The organism is Nocardiopsis protaetiae (assembly GCF_045446735.1).
Lineage (GTDB): Bacteria > Actinomycetota > Actinomycetes > Streptosporangiales > Streptosporangiaceae > Nocardiopsis > Nocardiopsis protaetiae.
Map to the genome: position 1 here is coordinate 1 of NZ_JBJJBV010000113.1, position 19,482 is coordinate 19,482.

General features: G+C 74.7%; 12 protein-coding genes and 1 riboswitch. Of the genes, 2 read left to right on the forward strand and 10 right to left on the reverse strand.

Annotated elements, in window-relative coordinates; translation table 11 throughout:
- The first annotated feature begins 256 nt into the window (after positions 1–256).
- Positions 257–1,645: a PepSY-associated TM helix domain-containing protein gene (locus ACJOT3_RS18020; RefSeq protein WP_406974014.1), complete on the forward strand. Its 1,389-nt coding sequence runs from the start codon at positions 257–259 to the stop codon at positions 1,643–1,645.
- Positions 1,646–1,861: 216 nt separating this feature from the next.
- Here ACJOT3_RS18020 and ACJOT3_RS18025 read toward each other — a convergent pair whose 3' ends face one another.
- The 10 genes from ACJOT3_RS18025 to ACJOT3_RS18070 form a co-directional block, all read right to left on the reverse strand.
- Positions 1,862–3,430 (reverse strand): APC family permease, encoded by a 1,569-nt coding sequence (locus tag ACJOT3_RS18025; RefSeq protein ID WP_406974003.1) that lies wholly within the window; start codon positions 3,428–3,430, stop codon positions 1,862–1,864.
- Between the two features lie 385 nt (positions 3,431–3,815).
- On the reverse strand, positions 3,816–7,190 hold the full coding sequence (locus tag ACJOT3_RS18030) for a pyruvate carboxylase (protein WP_406974004.1): 3,375 nt from the start codon (positions 7,188–7,190) through the stop codon (positions 3,816–3,818).
- 498 nt (positions 7,191–7,688) lie between these two features.
- On the reverse strand, positions 7,689–9,092 hold the full coding sequence (locus ACJOT3_RS18035; protein ID WP_406974005.1) for a VCBS repeat-containing protein: 1,404 nt from the start codon (positions 9,090–9,092) through the stop codon (positions 7,689–7,691).
- Between the two features lie 66 nt (positions 9,093–9,158).
- Positions 9,159–10,079, reverse strand: a complete 921-nt coding sequence (locus tag ACJOT3_RS18040; RefSeq protein WP_406974006.1) for a ketopantoate reductase family protein — start codon at positions 10,077–10,079, stop codon at positions 9,159–9,161.
- A 123-nt stretch (positions 10,080–10,202) separates the two neighbouring features.
- On the reverse strand, positions 10,203–13,157 hold the full coding sequence (locus tag ACJOT3_RS18045; protein ID WP_406974007.1) for a fumarate reductase/succinate dehydrogenase flavoprotein subunit: 2,955 nt from the start codon (positions 13,155–13,157) through the stop codon (positions 10,203–10,205).
- Entirely contained in the window at positions 13,154–13,990 is an 837-nt protein-coding gene (locus ACJOT3_RS18050; RefSeq protein WP_406974008.1) for an ABC transporter ATP-binding protein, read from the reverse strand. The genes ACJOT3_RS18045 and ACJOT3_RS18050 overlap by 4 nt, the downstream gene beginning before the upstream one ends.
- Positions 13,987–14,868 carry an ABC transporter permease gene (locus ACJOT3_RS18055; protein ID WP_406974009.1) on the reverse strand — a complete coding sequence of 294 codons (882 nt, stop codon included), beginning with the start codon at positions 14,866–14,868 and terminating at the stop codon, positions 13,987–13,989. The genes ACJOT3_RS18050 and ACJOT3_RS18055 overlap by 4 nt, the downstream gene beginning before the upstream one ends.
- A complete protein-coding gene (locus ACJOT3_RS18060; RefSeq protein WP_406974010.1) occupies positions 14,865–16,334 on the reverse strand; it encodes an ABC transporter substrate-binding protein in 1,470 nt (489 codons plus the stop codon). Before ACJOT3_RS18060 ends, ACJOT3_RS18055 begins: the two co-directional genes overlap by 4 nt.
- A 105-nt stretch (positions 16,335–16,439) precedes the next feature.
- Positions 16,440–16,667 (reverse strand): 4Fe-4S dicluster domain-containing protein, encoded by a 228-nt coding sequence (locus ACJOT3_RS18065; protein ID WP_406974011.1) that lies wholly within the window; start codon positions 16,665–16,667, stop codon positions 16,440–16,442.
- A gap of 5 nt (positions 16,668–16,672) precedes the next feature.
- The gene (locus ACJOT3_RS18070) at positions 16,673–17,503 is read right to left on the reverse strand and encodes a GntR family transcriptional regulator (RefSeq protein ID WP_406974012.1); all 831 of its coding nucleotides are present in this window, start codon (positions 17,501–17,503) and stop codon (positions 16,673–16,675) included.
- A gap of 209 nt (positions 17,504–17,712) precedes the next feature.
- Positions 17,713–17,828: riboswitch (SAM riboswitch) on the forward strand.
- 57 nt (positions 17,829–17,885) lie between these two features.
- On the opposite strand from ACJOT3_RS18070, the gene ACJOT3_RS18075 reads away from it, so the two are divergent.
- Positions 17,886–19,482: TIGR04028 family ABC transporter substrate-binding protein (locus tag ACJOT3_RS18075; protein WP_406974013.1), on the forward strand; the 1,597-nt coding region annotated here is incomplete at its 3' end.

Below are 19,482 nucleotides of genomic sequence, written 5' to 3' on the forward strand. Positions count from 1 at the left end.
CCCTCCGGCCGCCGAGGCCCGCGCCGCCGACCCGGCGGAGAGAGCCGCCGACCCCTTGTCCGAGAGCCCGGTGGGGGAGAGTGCCGTGGCCGGGGGCCGCGCCGAGGGGGTGACCGGTGAGGGACGTCCCGCCGAGAGCCCCACAGGTCGCTCGGACGGGGGCCGTGGCGAGGGGACGGGCGCGTCGGCGCCCGGTGGTCGCACTGTCGGCGCCGCCGTCGCGGTGGCCGAGGGCCGGGTGGCCGCGGGTACGTCCGTGGGTGAGACCGGCGGCGAGGGGGCCGCAGCGGCCCGGGGCGGGGCGTGGGCGGCGGTGCGGCCGCTGCTGCTGCGGCTGCACTTCTACGCCGGGGTGCTCGTGGCGCCGTTCATCGCGGTGGCGGCGCTGACCGGGCTCATCTACGTGTGGACGCCGCAGATCGAGCAGGTGGTGTACGCGGACCTGCTCACCGTCGAGGCCGGGGCGGGGACGGTGCCGCTGGCGGAGCAGGTGGCGGCGGCAGCGGCGGCCCGGCCCGACGCCACCGTGGTCGCCGTGCGCCCCGCGGCGGAGCCCGGCGACAGCACGCGGGTGCTGGCCGAGGTCGAGGGGCTGGCACAGAGCCACCGGCTGGCCGTGTTCGTGGACCCGCACACCGGCGAGGTGCTGGGGGAGACCACCAGCTACGGGGGCAGCGGATCGCTGCCGGTGCGGTCCTGGCTGGCCGGGCTGCACAAGGACCTGCACCTGGGGGAGGTGGGCCGGTTCTACAGCGAGCTGGCCGCCACCTGGATCTGGGTGGTCGCCCTGGGCGGGGCGGCCCTGTGGATCGGGCGGCGCCGCCGCGCCAGGGCGGTGCGCCGGGTGCTGGTGCCCGACACCGCGGCCACCGGCCGGGCGCGCACCCTGTCCTGGCACGGGGCCGTCGGGGTGTGGGCGCTGGCCGGGGTGCTGCTGCTGGCCGCCACCGGGCTGACCTGGTCGCGGTTCGCCGGGGAGAACATCGGCGAGCTGCGCCAGGCCTGGGGATGGACCTCCCCCTCCCTGAGCACCCCCGCGCCCTCCGACCACGGGGGACACGGGGGCCACGAGGACCACGGCGGGCACACCGGCCACGGGGTGGACGCGGACGCCGTGCTGGCCGCGGCCCGCGACGCCGGGCTGGCCGGCCCGGTGGAGGTGACCCTGCCGGTGCAGGAGGGCGCCGCCTACACCGTGCGGGGAACGCAGGACCGCTGGCCCGCGCACAAGGACGCGGTCGCGGTGGACGCCGCCACCGGCGAGGTGGTGGAGGAGCTGCGGTTCGCCGACCACCCGCTGCCCGCCAAGCTCACCAGCTGGGGCATCGCCTTCCACATGGGCCTGCTGTTCGGCGTCGTCAACCAGGTGCTGCTGACGGTGATCGCGCTGGCCGTCCTGGGGCTGGTGGTGTGGGGCTACCGGATGTGGTGGCTGCGCCGCCCGGCCCGCGCGGGCGCCTGGGCGGTGGGCCGCCCGGTGGTCCGGGGCGCCTGGTGGGCGCTGCCCTGGTGGGGCAAGGCGGCGGTGGCGGCGATCGCCCTGGCGGTGGGGTGGCTGCTGCCGCTGTTCGCGGTTTCGCTGGCGGCGTTCGTGCTGGTGGACGTGGCGTTGGCCGCCCGGGCCCGCCGCCGCGCCGCCGCCTGAGACGCCTTCGGGCCCGCCGCTTGGGAGGGCCCGCACCCCGCCGCGGACGGTGGCGGGGTGCGGGCGCCGGTCTTCAGCACCGCTGATCTTCAGTGGTGCTGATCTTCAGCGGTGCTGACTTTCAGCGGTGCGGACCTTTCGCGGTGCTGAACACCGGCACCCCGGAGGGTCCGGGCGGCCCCGGGCCGGGAAGGTGCGGCCCGGCCCGGGACCGGGTCAGACGGGTTCGGCCGTGCGCTCCGGCGCCGGGGGCGGACCCTCGCCGGGCCCCTCCTCCGAGGCGGTGGGGGCGACGCCCCTGCGGAAGTACTCCGGGTCGCGCAGCCGGGTGATGACCATGAGCACCGCGCCCAGGGCGAGGATGCCGCAGGCCATCACGAACACCAGCCCCATCCCGCCCACGGAGCTGCCGCTGCCGTAGGCCGGGTCCAGGCTGTCGTGCACCGACACCCCGAACACGCCCAGCAGCATCAGGCCGCCCGTCACCGGGAACACCAGCCGGAACACCACGTCGCGCGCCCCGCGCAGCGAGCGGCGGAAGAACCAGGCGCAGGCGAACGCCGTGATCCCGTAGTAGAAGCAGATCATGATGCCCAGCGAGGCCACCATGTCGTACAGCACCCGCTCGCTCAGGTACATCGTCACCGTGTAGAACGCCGCGGTGGTCGCCCCCGCGATGACCACCGCCCGGGACGGGACGTGGAAGCGCGGGTGGGTCCGCGCCAGCGAGCGCGGGAACGCCCCGTAGGAGCCCATCGCCAGCATGGTGCGCGCCGCGGGCAGCAGCGTGGTCTGCAGGCTGGCGACGCTGGAGGCCACCACGGCCAGGAACAGCAGCATGCCGCCGGGGCCGCCCAGCACCGGCCCGGCCAGCGCCGCGAACACGTTGTCGGCGGTGTCGGGGTTGCTCAGCCCCAGCCCGCTCTCCCCGACCCCGGCGTACATCATGGCGGCCACGGTGACCAGCAGGTACGTGAGCAGGATGGCGGCCACGCACAGCAGTCCGGCCCGGCCGGGGGTGCGTTCGGGGTCGCGGCTCTCCTCGTTGAGGGTCAGACAGGTGTCCCACCCCCAGAACGCGAAGATCGACCCGGTCACCCCGGCCACGAACGCCACCGTGGTCAGCCCGGTGAACGGGTTGAACCAGTCGAGTTCGAAGGGCGCCGGGTCGGCGGCGCGGCCGGTGGAGATCTGGACGAACGCGGCCACGATGAACAGGCCCAGCACGGCCAGCTGGAAGACGACCAGGACCGCCTGGAGGCGCTGGGTGACGGTGACGCCCCGGTAGCCGACGGCGGTGGCCAGGGCGATGAGGGCGACGGTGGAGGCCACGTTGACGGCTTTGTCGTCGGCCAGTGCGGCGATGGCCGGGTCGCCGAGGAGTTGGCCCAGGAACAGGTAGCCGAACTCGACCGCGACCGACGCCAGGCTGGAGAGCACGATGATCGTGGCCGCGACCATGCCCCAGCCGCACATCCAGCCCACGTAGGGGCCGAAGGCGCGGGCCGACCAGGTGAAGGACGCCCCGCAGTCGGGCATGGCGTTGTTCAGCTCGCGGTAGGCGTACGCGGTGAGGAACATCGGGATGAACCCGGCGATGAAGATCGCGGGCATCTTGAGGCCGACGGAGGCGGCGATGAGGCCGATGGTGGCGGTGAGCGTATAGGCCGGGGCGACGGTGGATACGCCGATCAGGGCACCGGACAGGACGCCCACGCGGCCGCGGGCCAGCCCTTTGGCTCCGACGCCGGGGTCGGAAGGGGTGGGGTGATGTGTCTCACGCATAGTGGCCCATTGAAGACGCGGAGACCGTTGTAAGTCAATAGCCGGGCAACTGAAACCTGATCAAATTTTGCCTCAAAGTGCGGAGATGGTTGTAGGCTTGATGGATGGCAACGGATTCAGTAGTTGTCAGGTGAGGGGGCTCCGTCAGGTTGGGGAGGCGCCGCGTGCGCACTTCCCGGGCGGGGCAGGACGGTGTCTCCTCACCGCCCCCTCACCGTCTCCCCACCGCACCGGCCACCCCTTCCCTCTAGGACCCCCGCCCCCGGGACCCCCACCCCCGGGGCCCCGCCGCCAGGACCCCCGGGGCGCACACGAACGCCCCCGCCGCGTCGCGGCGGGGGCGTGCCATAAGGAGCCCTACTCCAGCTCTACCGCTCCAGTCCCACTACTCCAGGACGACCAGCAGGTCGCCGCCGTCCACGCGCTGGACGCGGTCGATCGCCACCCGCGCGACCGTGCCCGCCACCGGCGCGGTGATCGCCGCCTCCATCTTCATCGCCTCGATCGTGGCGACGGTGGCCCCGGCCTCGACCGCCTCACCGGCGCCCGCCACCAGCGTCACCACGCCCGCGAACGGCGCCGCCACGTGCCCGGGCACGTTCTTGTCGGCCTTCTCCGCCTCGCGCACCGCCGACGCCAGCGACCGGTCCTGGATCTGTAGCGGCCGCAGCTGGTCGTTGAGCCGGGCCAGCACGGTGCGCACCCCGCGCTCGTCGGGCTCGCCCACCGCCTCCAGTTCGATGAGCAGCCGCACCCCCGGGTCCAGGTCCACCGTGCACTCCCGGCCCGGGCGCAGGCCGTAGAAGAAGTCGGCGCTGGAGACCACGCTGGTGTCGCCGTAGGCCGACCGGTGCTTCTGGAACTCCTCCGTCGGCGCCGGGAACAGCAGCCGGTTCAGGGTGGCGCGCCGGTCCTTGTCCAGGCCCTCGCGCTGCTCCTCGTTCAGCTCCACCACCGGCCGGGCCGCCGGGCGCCCCTGTAGGGCGCGGGTGCGGAACGGCTCGGGCCAGCCGCCCGGGGGCACCCCCAGCTCGCCGTGCAGGAACCCCACCACCGAGTCGGGGATGTCGAACCGCGACGGGTCGGCCTCGAAGTCGGCCGGGGACACCCCGGCGCCGACCAGGTGCAGGGCCAGGTCGCCCACCACCTTGGAGGAGGGGGTGACCTTGACCAGCCGCCCCAGCATCCGGTCGGCGGCGGCGTACATCGCCTCGATGTCCTCGAAGTGGTCGCCCAGCCCCAGCGCGATCGCCTGGGTGCGCAGGTTGGACAGCTGCCCGCCGGGGATCTCGTGGTGGTACACCCGCCCGGTCGGCGAGGACAGGCCCGCCTCGAACGGGGCGTAGACGCGCCGTACCGCCTCCCAGTACGGCTCCAGGTCGCCCGCGGCCGCAAGGCTCAGCCCGGTGGTCTTCTCGGTGTGGTCGAAGGCGGCGATGATCGCCGACAGCGACGGCTGGGAGGTGGTCCCGGCCATGGACGCCACCGCGCCGTCCACGGCGTCGGCGCCCGCGCCCACCGCGGCCAGGTAGGTGGCCAGCTGGCCGCCGGCGGTGTCGTGGGTGTGGACGTGCACGGGCAGGTCGAACTCCCGGCGCAGCGCCTCCACCAGGGTCGCGGCGGCCGGGGCGCGCAGCAGGCCGGCCATGTCCTTGACGGCGAGCACGTGCGCGCCGGCGTCCACGATCTTCTCGGCCAGGCGCAGGTAGTAGTCGAGGGTGTAGAGCTCCTCGGCCGGGTCGGACAGGTCGCCGGTGTAGCACAGGGCGACCTCGGCGACGGAGGTGCCGGTGGCGCGGACCGCCTCGATGGCCGGGCGCATCTGTTCGACGTCGTTGAGGGCGTCGAAGATCCGGAAGATGTCGATCCCGGTGGCGGCGGCCTCCTCCACGAACGCGGCGGTGACCTCGGTGGGGTAGGGGGTGTAGCCGACGGTGTTGCGGCCGCGCAGCAGCATCTGCAGGCAGATGTTGGGGACGGCCTCGCGCAGGGCGGCCAGCCGCTCCCAGGGGTCCTCGGCCAGGAACCGCAGCGCCACGTCGTAGGTGGCCCCGCCCCACGCCTCCAGGGACAGCAGCCCGGGCAGGGTGCGCGCCACGACGGGGGCGATGGCCAGCAGGTCCTTGGTGCGCACCCGGGTGGCCAGCAGCGACTGGTGGGCGTCGCGGAACGTGGTGTCGGTGACCCCGACGTTGGGGGACTCGCGCAGCCACCGGGCGAACCCCTCCGGGCCCAGCTCGGCCAGGCGCTGCCGCGACCCGGCGGGCGGGGACCCGGCCGGGAGCGGGGGCAACTTGAGGGCGGGGTCGATCAGGTGCGGGCGCTCCCCGTGCGGCTTGTTGACGGTGACGTCGGCCAGGTAGGTGAGCAGGCGGGTGCCGCGGTCGGCGGAGGGCCGCGCGGTCAGCAGGTGGGGGCGCTCCTCGATGAAGGAGGTGGTGACCCGGCCCGCCTGGAAGTCGGGGTCCTCCAGCACGGCCTGGAGGAACGGGATGTTGGTGGCGACGCTGCGGATACGGAACTCGGCGACGGCGCGGCGGGCCCGGTTGACGGCGGTGGTCAGGTCCCGGCCGCGGCAGGTGAGCTTGACCAGCAAAGAGTCGAAGTGCGGGCTGATCTCGGTGCCGGCGGCGGCGGTGCCGCCGTCCAGGCGGATGCCCGAGCCGCCGGGGGAGCGGTAGGCGCTGATGATGCCGGTGTCGGGGCGGAACCCGTTGGCGGGGTCCTCGGTGGTGATGCGGCATTGCAGGGCGGCCCCGCGCACCGCGATGGTGTCCTGGGAGATGCCCAGGTCGGCGAGGGTCTCGCCGGAGGCGATGCGCATCTGGGACTGCACCAGGTCGATGTCGGTGACCTCCTCGGTCACGGTGTGCTCGACCTGGATGCGCGGGTTCATCTCGATGAACACGTGGGAGCCGTCCGCGCCGACCAGGAACTCCACGGTCCCGGCGTTGCGGTAGCCGATGCGGCGGGCGAACCGGACGGCGTCGTCGCAGATGCGGGCGCGCAGGTCCGGGTCCAGGTTGGGGGCCGGGGCCAGCTCGATGACCTTCTGGTGGCGGCGCTGGAGGGAGCAGTCGCGCTCGTACAGGTGCACCACGTCGCCCTCGCCGTCGGCGAGGATCTGTACCTCGATGTGGCGGGGGTCGATGACCGCCTTCTCCAGGAACACGGTGGGGTCGCCGAACGCGGACTCGGCCTCGCGCATGGCCGCGGCCAGCGCCTCGGGCAGCCGGTCCGGGTGGTCGACCCGGCGCATGCCGCGGCCGCCGCCCCCGGCGACCGCCTTGACGAACAGCGGGAACCCGATCCCGGCGGCCGCTTCGATGAGGGTGTCGGCGTCGGCGGAGGGCGCCGAGGACTCCAGCACCGGAACCCCGGCCTCGCGGGCGGCGGCCACCGCGGTGGCCTTGTTGCCGGTCAGTTCCAGGACGTCGGCGGGCGGGCCGACGAAGGTGATGCCGGCCTCCTCGCAGGCGCGGGCCAGGTGGGGGTTCTCCGACAGGAACCCGTACCCGGGGTAGACGGCGTCGGCCCCGGACTCGCGGGCGGCGCGGACGATCTCGTCGACGGACAGGTAGGCGCGGACCGGGTGGCCCGGTTCGCCGATCTGGTAGGCCTCGTCGGCCTTGAGCCGGTGCAGCGAGTTGCGGTCCTCGTGGGGGAAGACCGCGATGGTCCGGGCGCCCAGTTCGTAGGCGGCGCGCAGGGCCCGGATGGCGATCTCGCCCCGGTTGGCCACAAGCACTGTGCGGAACATGGTGTCCTTCTGGTCGGTGGGAACGGCGGAGGTCGCACCGCGGGTGCGCGCGACCGGCCCCGTCGACGGTGTGCGCCCTCGTGTGCGCGTGTACGCCCCGCGCGTCGGTACGGGCACCATAACCAGGGGCGGCCCCGGGCCGGGTGACCGGCCCTGGTGTTGGGAACGGGTGTGCGCGATGCGTCCCCTCAGGTCCTCCCCCGGGGGCGGGGCGCTCGAACCCGGGCGGGGCGCACCCGGGGCGGCCGGCCCGTGGGTGCGGGACGTGCCCGGGGCACCCGCGGAGGAGCCGGTCCCCGAGGTGATCGCCGCCCCGGTCCCGGGGAGCCCGGAGAGATGGACCGGGGGCGGGACGTGCCCGGGGTGCCCGCCGAGGAGGCCGTTCCCGGGGACGCGGGTCGTCGGGGTGCCCGCGGCGGGCCCGCCCGCGGAGCCGTGGCCGCCCCGGTCCCGGAGAGAGACGGCCCGGAGGAGAGCCGGTCCCGGCCCCGGCCGCGGTCAGTCCTCGAAGCCCGCGCTGTCGAAGGTGGTGAAGGCCCGGCCGTCCTCGGTGGCCCACCAGCGGGCCGGGACGGGGGTCCGGGGTCCGGGGGAGTAGGTGAACAGGAGTTCGTCGGAGCCGTTCGCGTCGTGGTCGGCGCACCCGGCGAGCGTCGCCACCCGCTCCTGCTCGGAGCCGCCGCCCAGCGGCCCCTCCTCGGGGCCCCACACCGCCACCGGGTCGGTGTCGTCGACCTCCAGGGCCCCGTCGGCCCAGAACGCGGTGTCGACCCCGTGCCCGGCGCGGCCGACGGCGGCCTCGCGCACCCCGTCGCCGTCGGTGTCGCACAGGGCCAGGACCCGGGTCCCGCCGGTGACGGCGGTCTCCTGCCCCGGCAGGTCGACGCCGACCGGGTCGCCCGGGTCGGCGGTCAGGGGGCCGGGGTAGAGGTTGAGGCGGTGGTGGACCTCGGGGGGTTCGGTCTCGAACCCGGGCTCGTTGTTGCGGTTGCCGTCGTCGCCCACGACGAGGTCGGCGGCGCCGTCGCCGTCCAGGTCGCCGAAGGCGGCCATGGACCCGCCCACCGTGTCGACGCGCGTCCAGTCGGCCGGGTCGTCGGTGCCGGTGAGGAACAGGGTGTTGAGGGTCTGCTCGCCGTCGCTGGAGTGCTGCACCAGCAGCGGGGACCCGCCGTCCCCGGCGCTCCCGGCGGGCCCGGCGACCAGGGAACCGACCCAGGTCGGGAAGGGGTGGGCGGCGGCGCGGGCCGGGGCGCCGTCCCGGCCGAAGGGGCCGTACAGCGCCGTGATCTCGTACTCCTCGACGCCGGTGTCCGTCTCGCGGACCAGGGCCAGGTCGGTGGCGCCGTCGCCGTCGAGGTCGCCGGCCGCGGCCGGGGGCCACCCGGCCGACCACGCCTCCTCCCCGGGCAGGGTCAGCGGGACCGGGGCGGCGTCGGGGTCGGGGCCGGTGGGGCCGCCCCAGTACACGGCGTGCACGGCGCGCCCGCCCGCCTCATCGGAGGTGTGGACCAGGGGGATGTCGGCGAACCCGTCCCCGTCCAGGTCGACGGCCTGCCCCCGGACGCCGTCGCCGCCGGTGGCGGGGGCGGACACCGCGAAGACCGCGCCCGGGTCCAGGACGGTGCGGGTGGCCGGGTCCAGGCCCTCGGCGGAGCCGTAGACGACGATGACGCGGTCGGCCGCGGCGGTGGACTCGTCGGGGACCTGGTCGGCGGCGAAGACCAGGTCGGGGTACCCGTCGCCGTTGACGTCCCCGGCCTCCTGCGATCCGGTGCCGGTGGGGACGGGTGCGGACCCGTGGTCGCGCACCTGCCCGCCGGTGTCGTCGACGGTGTTCCCGCAGGCGGTCGCGAGCAGGACGCACAGCAGCAGGGGCGGGGACAGGGGGCGGCGGGGCATGGGACTCCGATCGGTGGGGCGTGCGGGGGGAGGATACCGGGCACACCCCGCCGACCGGGGGCGGGTTCAGGCGCGGCCGGTCTCGTACACGCGCAGGTGCAGGTCGGCCAGGGCGAACAGCGGTGTGGGCACGCCCAGGTCGCGGCCGCGGGCGACCAGGTCGCCGATGATGTGGTCGGCCTCCACGGGGTTGTCGTTGGTGAGGTCCCAGTACAGGGAGGTGGTGGTCTGGGCGGTGGTGTTGCCGAGCATCGCGTCGGCGCGCTCGCGCACGTGGGGGCGGATGGGGTATCCGGAGGCGGTGGAGACGGCGGCGGCCTCCTCGAACACGGCGCGGGAGAAGCCGCGCCCGCCCTCGGTGGAGTTGATCTGTCCGATGGGGGCGCGCATCAGGCAGTTGCAGGCGCCCATGGTCGCCAGGAACACCCACTTGTCCCACAGCTCCTGCACCGCCTCGGTGGCGGCGGTGGCGGAGTAGGTCCCGGTGTCCAGGGCGGCGTGCACCCGCTCCGGGGGCAGGACGGGGGTGCCGGTGACGGGGCCGTAGATGAGCTGGGCCATCTTGCCGACCTCGATGATCTCGCCGTCCTCGCCCAGGCGGGTCTGGACCATGGCCACGCCGCCGTAGACGCGGTCGGCGCCGAACCGGTCGGTGAGGGCGTCCATGTGCCGCATGCCGTTGAGGAAGGGCAGCACGACGGTGCCCGGGCCCACGGCGGGGGCGATGTCCTTGAGGGCGGCGTCGAACCCGTAGGACTTCACGGCCAGGACGACCAGGTCGTAGTCGGGGGTGAGGGTGTCGGCGGTGACCGCGGTGACGGGGACGGCCTCGACGGTGCCGTCCAGGTCGCGGATCCGCAGGCCGTGTTCGCGCAGCAGGTCGGCGCGGGCCGGGCGGACCAGGAAGTCGACGTCCCGGCCCGCCTGGACCAGGCGGGCGCCGAAGTAGCCGCCGACCGCGCCCGCACCCACGACAAGGATTCTCACTGTTGCTCCCACCCGGGTAGTTCGTTGATCATCGAACAACGTAGGGCCATGGGATGGCCGGGGGCAAGGTCTCCGGGCGAGACCGTGCCGAGGTCCGACCACAGGCGGGCGGCGGCCGGCGGGTCAGCGCAGGGCGTGCCGGGCGTGGGCGCGCACGTCGGCGTCGTCGTCGGCCAGGGCCTCGCCCAGGACCCGGGCCGCCTCGGCCCGGTCGGCCCAGGGGGCCAGGGCGAGCACCACGGCCTTGCGCACGTCGGGGTGGGGGTCGCCCCACGCCTCGCCCAGGACGGGCAGGGCCCGGTCGGGTCCGGCGCCCGCCAGCGCCCGCACCGCGCCGCGGCGCACCTGCCAGGCGCCGTCGGCCAGGGCCGCCCGCGCCGCCGCCACGTCCTCCTCGCCCGGGTGCACGGCCGCGAACGCGCCCAGCGCCGCCGCCCGCACCAGCGCGTCGGCGTCCGCCCGCAGCACCCGCAGCGCCGCCACCGCCGGGGTGTCCGGACCGGTGATGGGCGCGGGGCCGCCCGCCCCGGTGTCGGCGGCCGCGCCCGCGGTGGCCGCACGGTCCGCCGCCCCGCCGGTGGGCGTACCCGCGGCGGTCGCGAGGCCTGCCTCCCCGCCGGTGTCCGCAGGGTCCGACGCCGCGCCGGTGGGCGTACCCGCGGCGGCTACGGCGCCTGCCGCCTCCTCGGTGGCCGTGTCCGCCTGCGCGGCGGCGACGGTGGCCAGGCCCTCGGCGACCTTGATGCGGACCTCGCGGGAGGGGTCGGCGGCCGCGGCGGCGATGGCGGGCACCGCGTTCAGGGAGATCAGCCCGCGCACCGCCTCGATGCGCACCCGGTGGTCGGCGTCGGCCAGCGCCCTTTCGAACACGGCGGCCGGGGTGCCGCCCAGGGCGCGCAGCACGTCCAGCACCCCGGCGCGCACCACGGCGTCGGCCGCACCGGCCCGGTCGCGCAGCTCCCGCTCCAGCCCCGGGTCCAGCACCTCCACCAGCTCGCGCAGGGCCGCCACCGCCGCCCGGCGCGGCGCCGGGTCGGGGTCCTCCAGCAGCCCCACCAGGGCCGGGCCGGTCCCCTCGGGCGCCGCCTCGGTCAGCACCGCCACGGCCGTGGCCCGCACCGTCGGGTCGGCGTCGGCCAGGTAGGGGGCGACGCGGTCCAGGCCCGGGTCGTCCCCGGCCAGGGCGAGCAGCTCCACCACCCGCGGCGAGGCGCCGACCTCCTCCGCGGCGGCCTCCGCGACCTCCGCGGCGGCCTCCGCGACGGGCGCCGGGCGGGGCCGGGGCGGCGCCTGCCCGCCCGCGCGGCCCACCGCCACCTCCGGTTCGGCCACCGGCACCGGTCCGCCACCGGGCAGCCGCGCCTCGAACTCCGGCACCGGCACCAGGTAGGGGGCGACCGGGCGCTTGACGAACGCCATCCGCCCGTCCGCGCCCTTGTACAGGTTCAGGTGGTACAGCCACTGCTCGTCGTCGCTCTCGGGCAGGTCGGCGCGCTCGTGGTAGAGCCCCCACCGGCTCTCGGTGCGGGTCGCCGAGGCGCGGGCCGCCATCTCCGCGCAGTCGCGGATGAAGTCCACCTCCGCGCACCGCATCAGCTCGTGCGGGGTGGCCGCGCCCATGGCGGCGATCTCGCCGCGCATCCGCTCGAACGCCTCCACGGCGATGCCCAGCTTGACGGCGGTCTTGGGCGGGGCCACGTAGTCGTTGACGAACCGGCGCAGCTTGTACTCCACCTGCTGCTGGGGCGGCCCGCCGGGGTTGCGCAGCGGCCGGTAGATCAGCTCGTGCGCGGCCAGCACCTGGTCCTCGGGCAGGTCGGCGGGGGCGGGCAGTTCGGGGGCGGAGCGGGCGGCGTGCCCGCCCGCCAGGTCGCCGAACACGAACGCGCCGATCATGTAGTTGTGCGGCACACACGCCAGGTCCCCGGCGGCGTACAGGCCCGGGACGGTGGTGGCGCCGTCCTCGTCCACCCACACCCCCGACGCGGAGTGGCCCCCGCACAGGCCGATCTCGGAGATGTGCATCTCGATGTCGTGGGTGCGGTAGTCGTGGCCGCGCCCGGCGTGGAAGGTGCCGCGGGTGGGGCGCTCGGTGGTGTGCAGGATGTCTTCGAGCGATTCCAGGGTCTCCTCGGGCAGGTGGCTGACCTTGAGGTAGACGGGTCCGCGGGCGGAGTCGATCTCGCGGGAGACCTCGGCCATCATCTTTCCCGACCAGTAGTCGGAGTCCACGAACCGCTCGCCCCGGTTGTTGACCTGGTAGCCGCCGAAGGGGTTGGCGACGTAGGCGCAGGCGGGCCCGTTGTAGTCCTTGATGAGCGGGTTGATCTGGAAGCACTCGATGCCGCTGAGCTCGGCCCCGGCGTGGTAGGCCATCGCGTGGCCGTCGCCGGCGTTGGTGGGGTTCTCGTAGGTGCCGTAGAGGTAGCCGCTGGCGGGCAGGCCCAGGCGCCCGCAGGGGCCGGTCGCCAGGATCACCGACTTGGCGGCGATGACGACGAAGGCGCCGGTGCGGGTGTCGAAGGCGACCGCGCCCACCGCCCGGCGGGTGCCGTCGACGTCGTCGGTGAGGACCCGCACGGGCATGACCCGGTTCTCGATGCGGACCTTCTCCCGGACCTCGCGTCGGCGCAGCTCCCGGTACAGGACCTTCTTGACGTCCTTGCCCTCGGGCATGGGCAGCACGTAGCTGCCCGAGCGGTGCACCCGGCGCACGTTGTACTCGCCGTACTCGTCCTTCTCGAACTTGACGCCGTAGCGTTCCAGGCGCTGGACCATGGCGAAGCCGCGGGTGGCGGTGCGGTGGACGGTGCGCTGGTCCACGATGCCGTCGTTGGCGCGGGTGATCTCGGCGACGTAGTCCTCGGGGGAGGCCTTGCCGGGGACGACGGCGTTGTTGACGCCGTCCATGCCCATGGCCAGGGCTCCGGAGTGGCGCACGTGCGCCTTCTCCAGCAGCAGCACCGAGGCGCCGTGTTCGGCGGCGGTCAGCGCGGCCATGGTCCCGGCGGTGCCGCCGCCGATGATGAGGACGTCGCAGTCCAGGCGGGTGCGGTCGGCGGGGTCGGGGGCGATCACGGGGCCTCCTGGGGCGGTGCGGCAGCGGTAGTGGGAGCGGGGTGGGACAGGGCGGCCAGGACCCGGGCGCGGGCCTCGCGGACCGGGGCGGTGTCGCGGGCGGCGCGCTCGCGCGGGCGGGGGACGGGGACCACCTCGCGCACCCCGGTCCCGGCCGGGCCCAGGACGGCGACGCGGTCGCCCAGGAACACGGCCTCGTCCACGTCGTGGGTGACGAAGACGACGGTGGCGGGGTGGGCGGCCAGGGTGCGCACCAGCAGGTCCTGGACGTCGGCGCGGGTACGGGTGTCCAGCGCCCCGAAGGGTTCGTCCATGAGGACCGCCCGGGGCGCGCCGATGAGGGTGCGGGCGAGCTGGACGCGCTGGCGCATCCCGCCCGACAGCCGGCGCGGCAGGTGGTCGCCGAACCCGGCCAGGCCCACCTCGCCGATCCACTTCTCGGCGCGGGCCCGGCGTTCGGCGCGGGGCACGCCGCGCAGCCGCAGGGCCAGCTCCACGTTGCGGCGCACGGTCAGCCAGGGCAGCAGGGCGTCGTCCTGGAAGACCAGGGCCCGGTCGGCGCCGGTCCCGGTGACGGGGACGCCGTCGGCCGAGGCGGTGCCCGAGTCGGGGGCCAGCAGCCCGGCCAGCACCCGCAGCAGGGTGGACTTGCCGCACCCGGAGGGGCCGGTGAGGACCAGGACCTCGCCGGGGGCCGCGGCCAGTGACAGGCCCTCCACGACCCGGGCGCCGGCGAAGGCCACCGTGACCTCCTCCAGGGCCAGCCCGGCCGGGGCCCGCTCTCCGACGACGGTGGGGACGGCGTTGATGGTGGCGGTGTCGGGTGCGGTCATCGGTCCCCCTCGGTGTCGCGCGGCAGCCACCGGGTCAGCCGCCGCCCCAGCAGTTCCACGGCGCCGGAGGTGAGCCAGCCCAGCAGGCCGATGGTGAGCATCCCGACGAACACCCCCGGGTAGTCGACCACCGTGTAGGCCTGCCAGGTGCGGTAGCCCACCCCCAGGCGGCCGGAGATCATCTCCGCGGAGATCACGCAGATCCAGGCCACGCCCATGCCCACCGACAGGCCGCCGAACACGCCGGGTGCGATCCCGGGCAGCACCACCCGGGTCAGCACCGTCCACCGGGTGGCGCCCAGGGTGAGCAGGGCGTCCTCCCAGATGGTGGGCAGCGCCCGCACCGCGTGGCGGGTGCTGACCAGGACGGGGAAGAACGCGGCGGCGAAGGTGATGAACACGATGCCCTGCTCGCCGGTGGGGAACAGCAGGATCGCCACCGGCACCAGCGCGATCGCCGGGATCGGCCGGACCACCTCCACCAGCGGTGAGAACAGGTCGCGGGCGGTGCGCGAGCGCCCCAGGGCGATACCGGCGACGGTCCCGGCCACCGCGGCCAGCCCGAACCCGGTGAGGATGCGGATCAGGCTCTGGGCCAGGTCCAGGTGGAACAGCGGCGAGCCCAGCCGCTCCACAAGCTCGGCGGCCACCTCGGTGACGGTGGGCAGGGCGTCGAAGCGCAGCCACAGCCGCACGTCGTAGAAGGTCAGCAACTGCCAGGCCGTCAGGGCCGCCAGCACCGAGGCGGTGCGCAGCGCGTAGGAGGTCCACGCGGGGCGTTCGCGGTGGCGGCGGGGGCGTGCGGTGGGCGCCGCGGCCCGGGCTCCGGGGGCCGGTGCGGGAGCGCCATCGGGGGTGCGGTCGGGTGCGGCGGTCACGGCCGGGCCTCCCGGACGGCGCGGTCGTAGTCGACGATCTCGGCGCCGGGGCGCCCGTCCAGGTGGCGCAGGGCGCCCTGTTCGGTGGTGAAGGGGGACAGGCGCTCGCCCTCGGGTGCGTCGGGGTCGAGCACCCACACGGCGGCGTCGGCGAACCAGCGGGTGCCGGTCGCGGCGTTGGGCACGTAGGCGGCCCGCACCTGCCCGCCGTCCTCCTGGGCCGCGCGCACGGCGGCCAGCAGGCATTCGGGGGTGGCCGCCGGGCGGGTGGCCTCCTCGCCGTCGATCCACAGCTCACCGGCGGTGGCCGGGTCGGTGACCTCCACCTCGCACGTGGTGTCGGTGCCGGTGATCGGCAGCGGGTTGTCGGTGACGGCCAGGGCGGCCTCGTAGTCCTCGACCCCCTCGGCGGCGAAGGCCTCCCGCAGCGGGCCGTCGTCGACGAACGCGTCCACGTCCAGCTCCGCGAAGTCGTCGATGGCCGCCAGGTACTCGGTGTCCCCGCGCAGCGCCTCCACCAGCGCCGGCTTGATCGTCGGGTCGAAGTGGACCGCGCCGCCGGGGCCGTTGTACAGGTACACCACCTCCACCGGCAGCCCGCTGGCCTCCGCGACCGTCTCGGCCGCCTCCAGCGGGTTTTCGCGCAGGTGGCGGGTGGCGTCCAGCTGGGCGAGCAGGAACGCCTGGACCACCTCGGGGTGCTCGGCGGCGAACGCGTCGCGCACCACCACCCCGTGCAGGGTGGGCACCCCCAGCTCCGAGCCGTCGTAGAGCAGCCGGGCCTCGCCGCGGTGCACCAGCAGGCCCGGCCAGGCCACGAACTGGGCCAGGGCGTCGACCTCGCCCGACCCCAGGGCGGAGGAGCCCACCTGCGGCTGCTGGTTGACCACGGTGACCTCGCCGGGTTCGAGGCCGGCGCGCTCCCAGGCCTGCACGAACGTGCCGTGCCCGGCCGAGCCGATGCTCGCCGAGACCGTGCCGCCGGCCAGGTCGTCCAGGGTGCGGGCGGGGGAGTCGGGCGGGACCACCACCATGTTCAGGGCGCCCAGCGGGTTGTAGCCGGTGACCGAGACCAGGGTGGTGCGGGCGTGCTCGCCCTGGGCCAGGGCGCGGGAGCCGTTGATGAGCAGCGGGTAGTCGCCCATGGAGCCGATGTCGATGTTCTCGGCGAGCATCCCGGCGGTGATGGGGGCGCCGGTGTCGTGGTCCTCCCACACCACCGCGTACTCCACGCCGGTCTCCTCGCCCACCCGGGCCAGGTGGTCTTCGAAGAAGCCGTGGGCCTGGATGAGCGCTCCGGCGGTGGCGGTGTTGATGGTGGGTGACTGGTGGCCGACGGTGACGGTGACCGTGCCGGAGCCGCCGGCGGTGTCGGCCAGGGAGTAGCCGGTCAGTAGCAGGGGGAGCAGGGCCAGGGGCGCCAGGGCGCGCCGGTGCGGGGAGGGGAGGAGGGAAGAGACGGACACGGGGGTCGCTTTCGGGTCGGTGCGCGGGGGGTTCGACGAGGGGGCGGGGCGGTCGCGCGGACGACCGGAGGGGCGCGTGCGGGTCCGCGGCCGGACCCGGAAGGGCTAGCGCAGCAGGTAGGGCATGTTGACGGTGACGGCGCCGGTGGGGCAGCGGGCGGCGCAGGGCCCGCAGTACCAGCACTCGTCCACGTGCATGTAGGCCTTGCTGGTGTCGGGGTGGATCGCCAGGGAGCCCAGCGGGCACATCTCGACGCACAGGGTGCAGCCGTCGATGCACAGGGACTCGTCGATGGTCACGGGCACGTCGACCCGCTGGGGCGCGAGGGCCATGGTGGTCAGCTCCGGGGTTCGGGGACAGGCGTGGGCGTGGGCGCGGTGGGGGTGGGGCGGTTGAGGCGGCCGTGCATGGTGAGGCGGTCGCCGCGGAAGCGGATGTACTCCAGGTCCACGGGGCGGCCGTCGTCGAGCCGGGTGAGCCGCTCCAGCAGGAGCAGGGCGGCCCCGGGCGGGGTGTGCAGCACGGCGGCGGAGTGCGCGTCGGCGTTGACGGCCTCCAGGGTGATGTCGGCCAGCCCCAGCGGGCGGCCCAGGGCCCGCTCGATGAGGACGAACACGTCGTTGTGCTCCAGGTCCTGCTCCAGCAGGGGCAGGCCGACCTCGGGGGCCAGGTAGGTCAGGTCCAGGGAGAGCGGCAGGTCGCCCAGGTGGCGCAGGCGTTCCACGTAGACGACGGGGGCGCCGGCGGGCAGGTCCAGGCGGTGGGCGACGCCGGGCGGGGCGGTGGTCTCCATGGCCACGCGCACCTCGTTGCGGATGCCGCCGTGCTCGCACAGGATCTCGTTGAGGCCGAGCAGGTGGTCCAGGCCGTGGCCGTACTTGCGGCCGGTGACCAGGGTGCCCAGGCGGGGGATGCGCTCGACCAGGCCGTCGTCGCGCAGCAGGGCCAGGGCGTCGCGGACGGTGTTGCGGGAGACGGCGAACTCGGTGCACAGGGCGGCCTCGCCGGGCAGTTCCCCGGAGGCGAAGCGGCCGGTGTGGATCTGCTGGCGCAGGACGTCGGCGACGGCGCGGGCGCGGTCGGCGCGGCGGCGGCGCGGCTCGGCGTTCTCGGCGGGCGGGGCCGGGGGCACGGTGCCGGTTGGGGTGGGGGCCCTCGGTGCGTCCATGGGGGTCCTTCCTCGTTGACCTGCGACGACGTTCAACATACTTCTTTGGTAGGAAATCTTGGGTAACGGACGGATCACGCCACTTGGGCGGGTGGGGGAGGGGTGTGCGACCTGCGCCGATGTCGGTGGCGGGGGCTAAAGCGCCACCGTTCGGGGGGTGCTTCGGGGGTAAAACCAAGTTTTCCTACTCGTATGGTATGTTTTGGGCAGGTCAAGAGTTCCGCCGTTCGGCTCGGCGCAGGCGGAACGGCAACCCTCGTGCAGCGGTGGGGTGCCCCCGAGCAAGACCCGGCGTCCGACGACCCCGCGGACGCAAGTGCTACCCCGGCGCCCGGCACGCCCCCCGCCCGTCCGCGCCCGACCCTCCCCGGAGAGGAAGAACGTGTCCCGACCCACGACCCGCGCCCTGGCCCTGGCCGCCGGACTCGCCACCCTTGCCCTGACCGGCTGCGGCCAGGCCGCCTCCTCCACGGGCGCCGACGGCGACCCCGTGGCCGGAGGCACCCTCGTCTACCTCGAACACCAGGCCCACACCGGCCTGTATCCGCCCGCCGCCGGCTTCTACCCCAACGGCGGCCTCGTCAACAACATCACCGACCGGCTCGTCCACCAGGACCCCGACACCCTGGAGTTCGAACCCTGGCTGGCCACCTCGTGGGAGGTGAACGAGGACGCCACCGAGTACACCTTCACCCTGCGCGACGACGTCACCTTCTCCGACGGCTCACCCCTGACCGCCGAGGTCGTCGCCGCCAACTTCGACCTGTACGGCCGGGGCGACCAGGACCGCGCCCTCATCGTCTCCGAGGCCGTCAACAACTACGAGAGCAGCGAGGTCGTCGACGCGACCACCGTGCGCTTCCACTTCGACGCGCCCTCGCCCGGCTTCCTCCAGGCCACCTCCACCATCAACTCCGGCATCGTCTCCGCCGAGACCCTGGAACTGGACCTGGAGGGCTTCGGCCCCGGCAACTCCACCGCGGTCATCGGCACCGGCCCCTTCGTCATCACCGAGGAGGAGATCGGCACCGAGCTCACCCTCACCGCCCGCGAGGACTACGCCTGGGCGCCGGAGGGCCGCGAGAACCAGGGCCGCGCCCACCTCGACGAGATCCTCATCAGCGTCACCCCCGAGGACAGCGTCCGCGTCGGCTCCCTCACCTCCGGCCAGGCCGACGTCGTCCGCTACGTGGAGGCCCAGGACGAGGAGCGCGTCGAGAGCGCCGGGTTCGACCTGCACGCCCCCCAGACCAACGGCGTCAACAACAGCCTGGGCCTGCGCTTCGAAAACGAGATCCTCTCCGACATCCGGGTCCGCCAGGCCCTCGTCGCCGGGATCGACCGCCAGGAGGTCGTGGACACCGTCTACACCGACCGCTACCCCCTGGCCACCTCCATCCTCAGCAGCACCGCCCTGGGCTACGCCGACCAGTCGCAGTACCTGGAGTACGACCCCGACCGGGCCGTGGAACTGCTGGAGGGGGCCGGCTGGGAGCTCGGATCCGACGGGATCCGGGAGAAGGACGGCACCCCGCTGACCCTGGTCGTCAACGAGGCCGCGCCCCAGCCGCGCTCGTTCGAGGCGCTCACCCTGATCAGCCAGCAGCTCGCCGGGATCGGCGTGGACCTCCAGATCCTGGCCGCCGACGCCGGCACCTACGCCGAGGCCATCAACGACCCCGACCAGGTGCAGGTGTACCACTCCATGGTGGGCCGCGCCGACCACGACGTCATCAAGAGCCAGTTCCACTCCCAGAACCGCAACACCCTGCTCAACCGCGATCCCGCCGGAGAGACCGTCCGGGACGAGGAGCTGGAGGAGCTGCTGGAGGCGGTGGCCTCCACCGCCGACCCGGCCGAGCGCGACGCCGCCTCGGCGGCCGTGCAGGAGTACCTGGCCGAGCAGGCCTATGTCATCCCGCTGTTCGAGGAGCCCCAGGTGTACGGCAGCGCCCCGCACGTGCACGGCCTGGACTTCG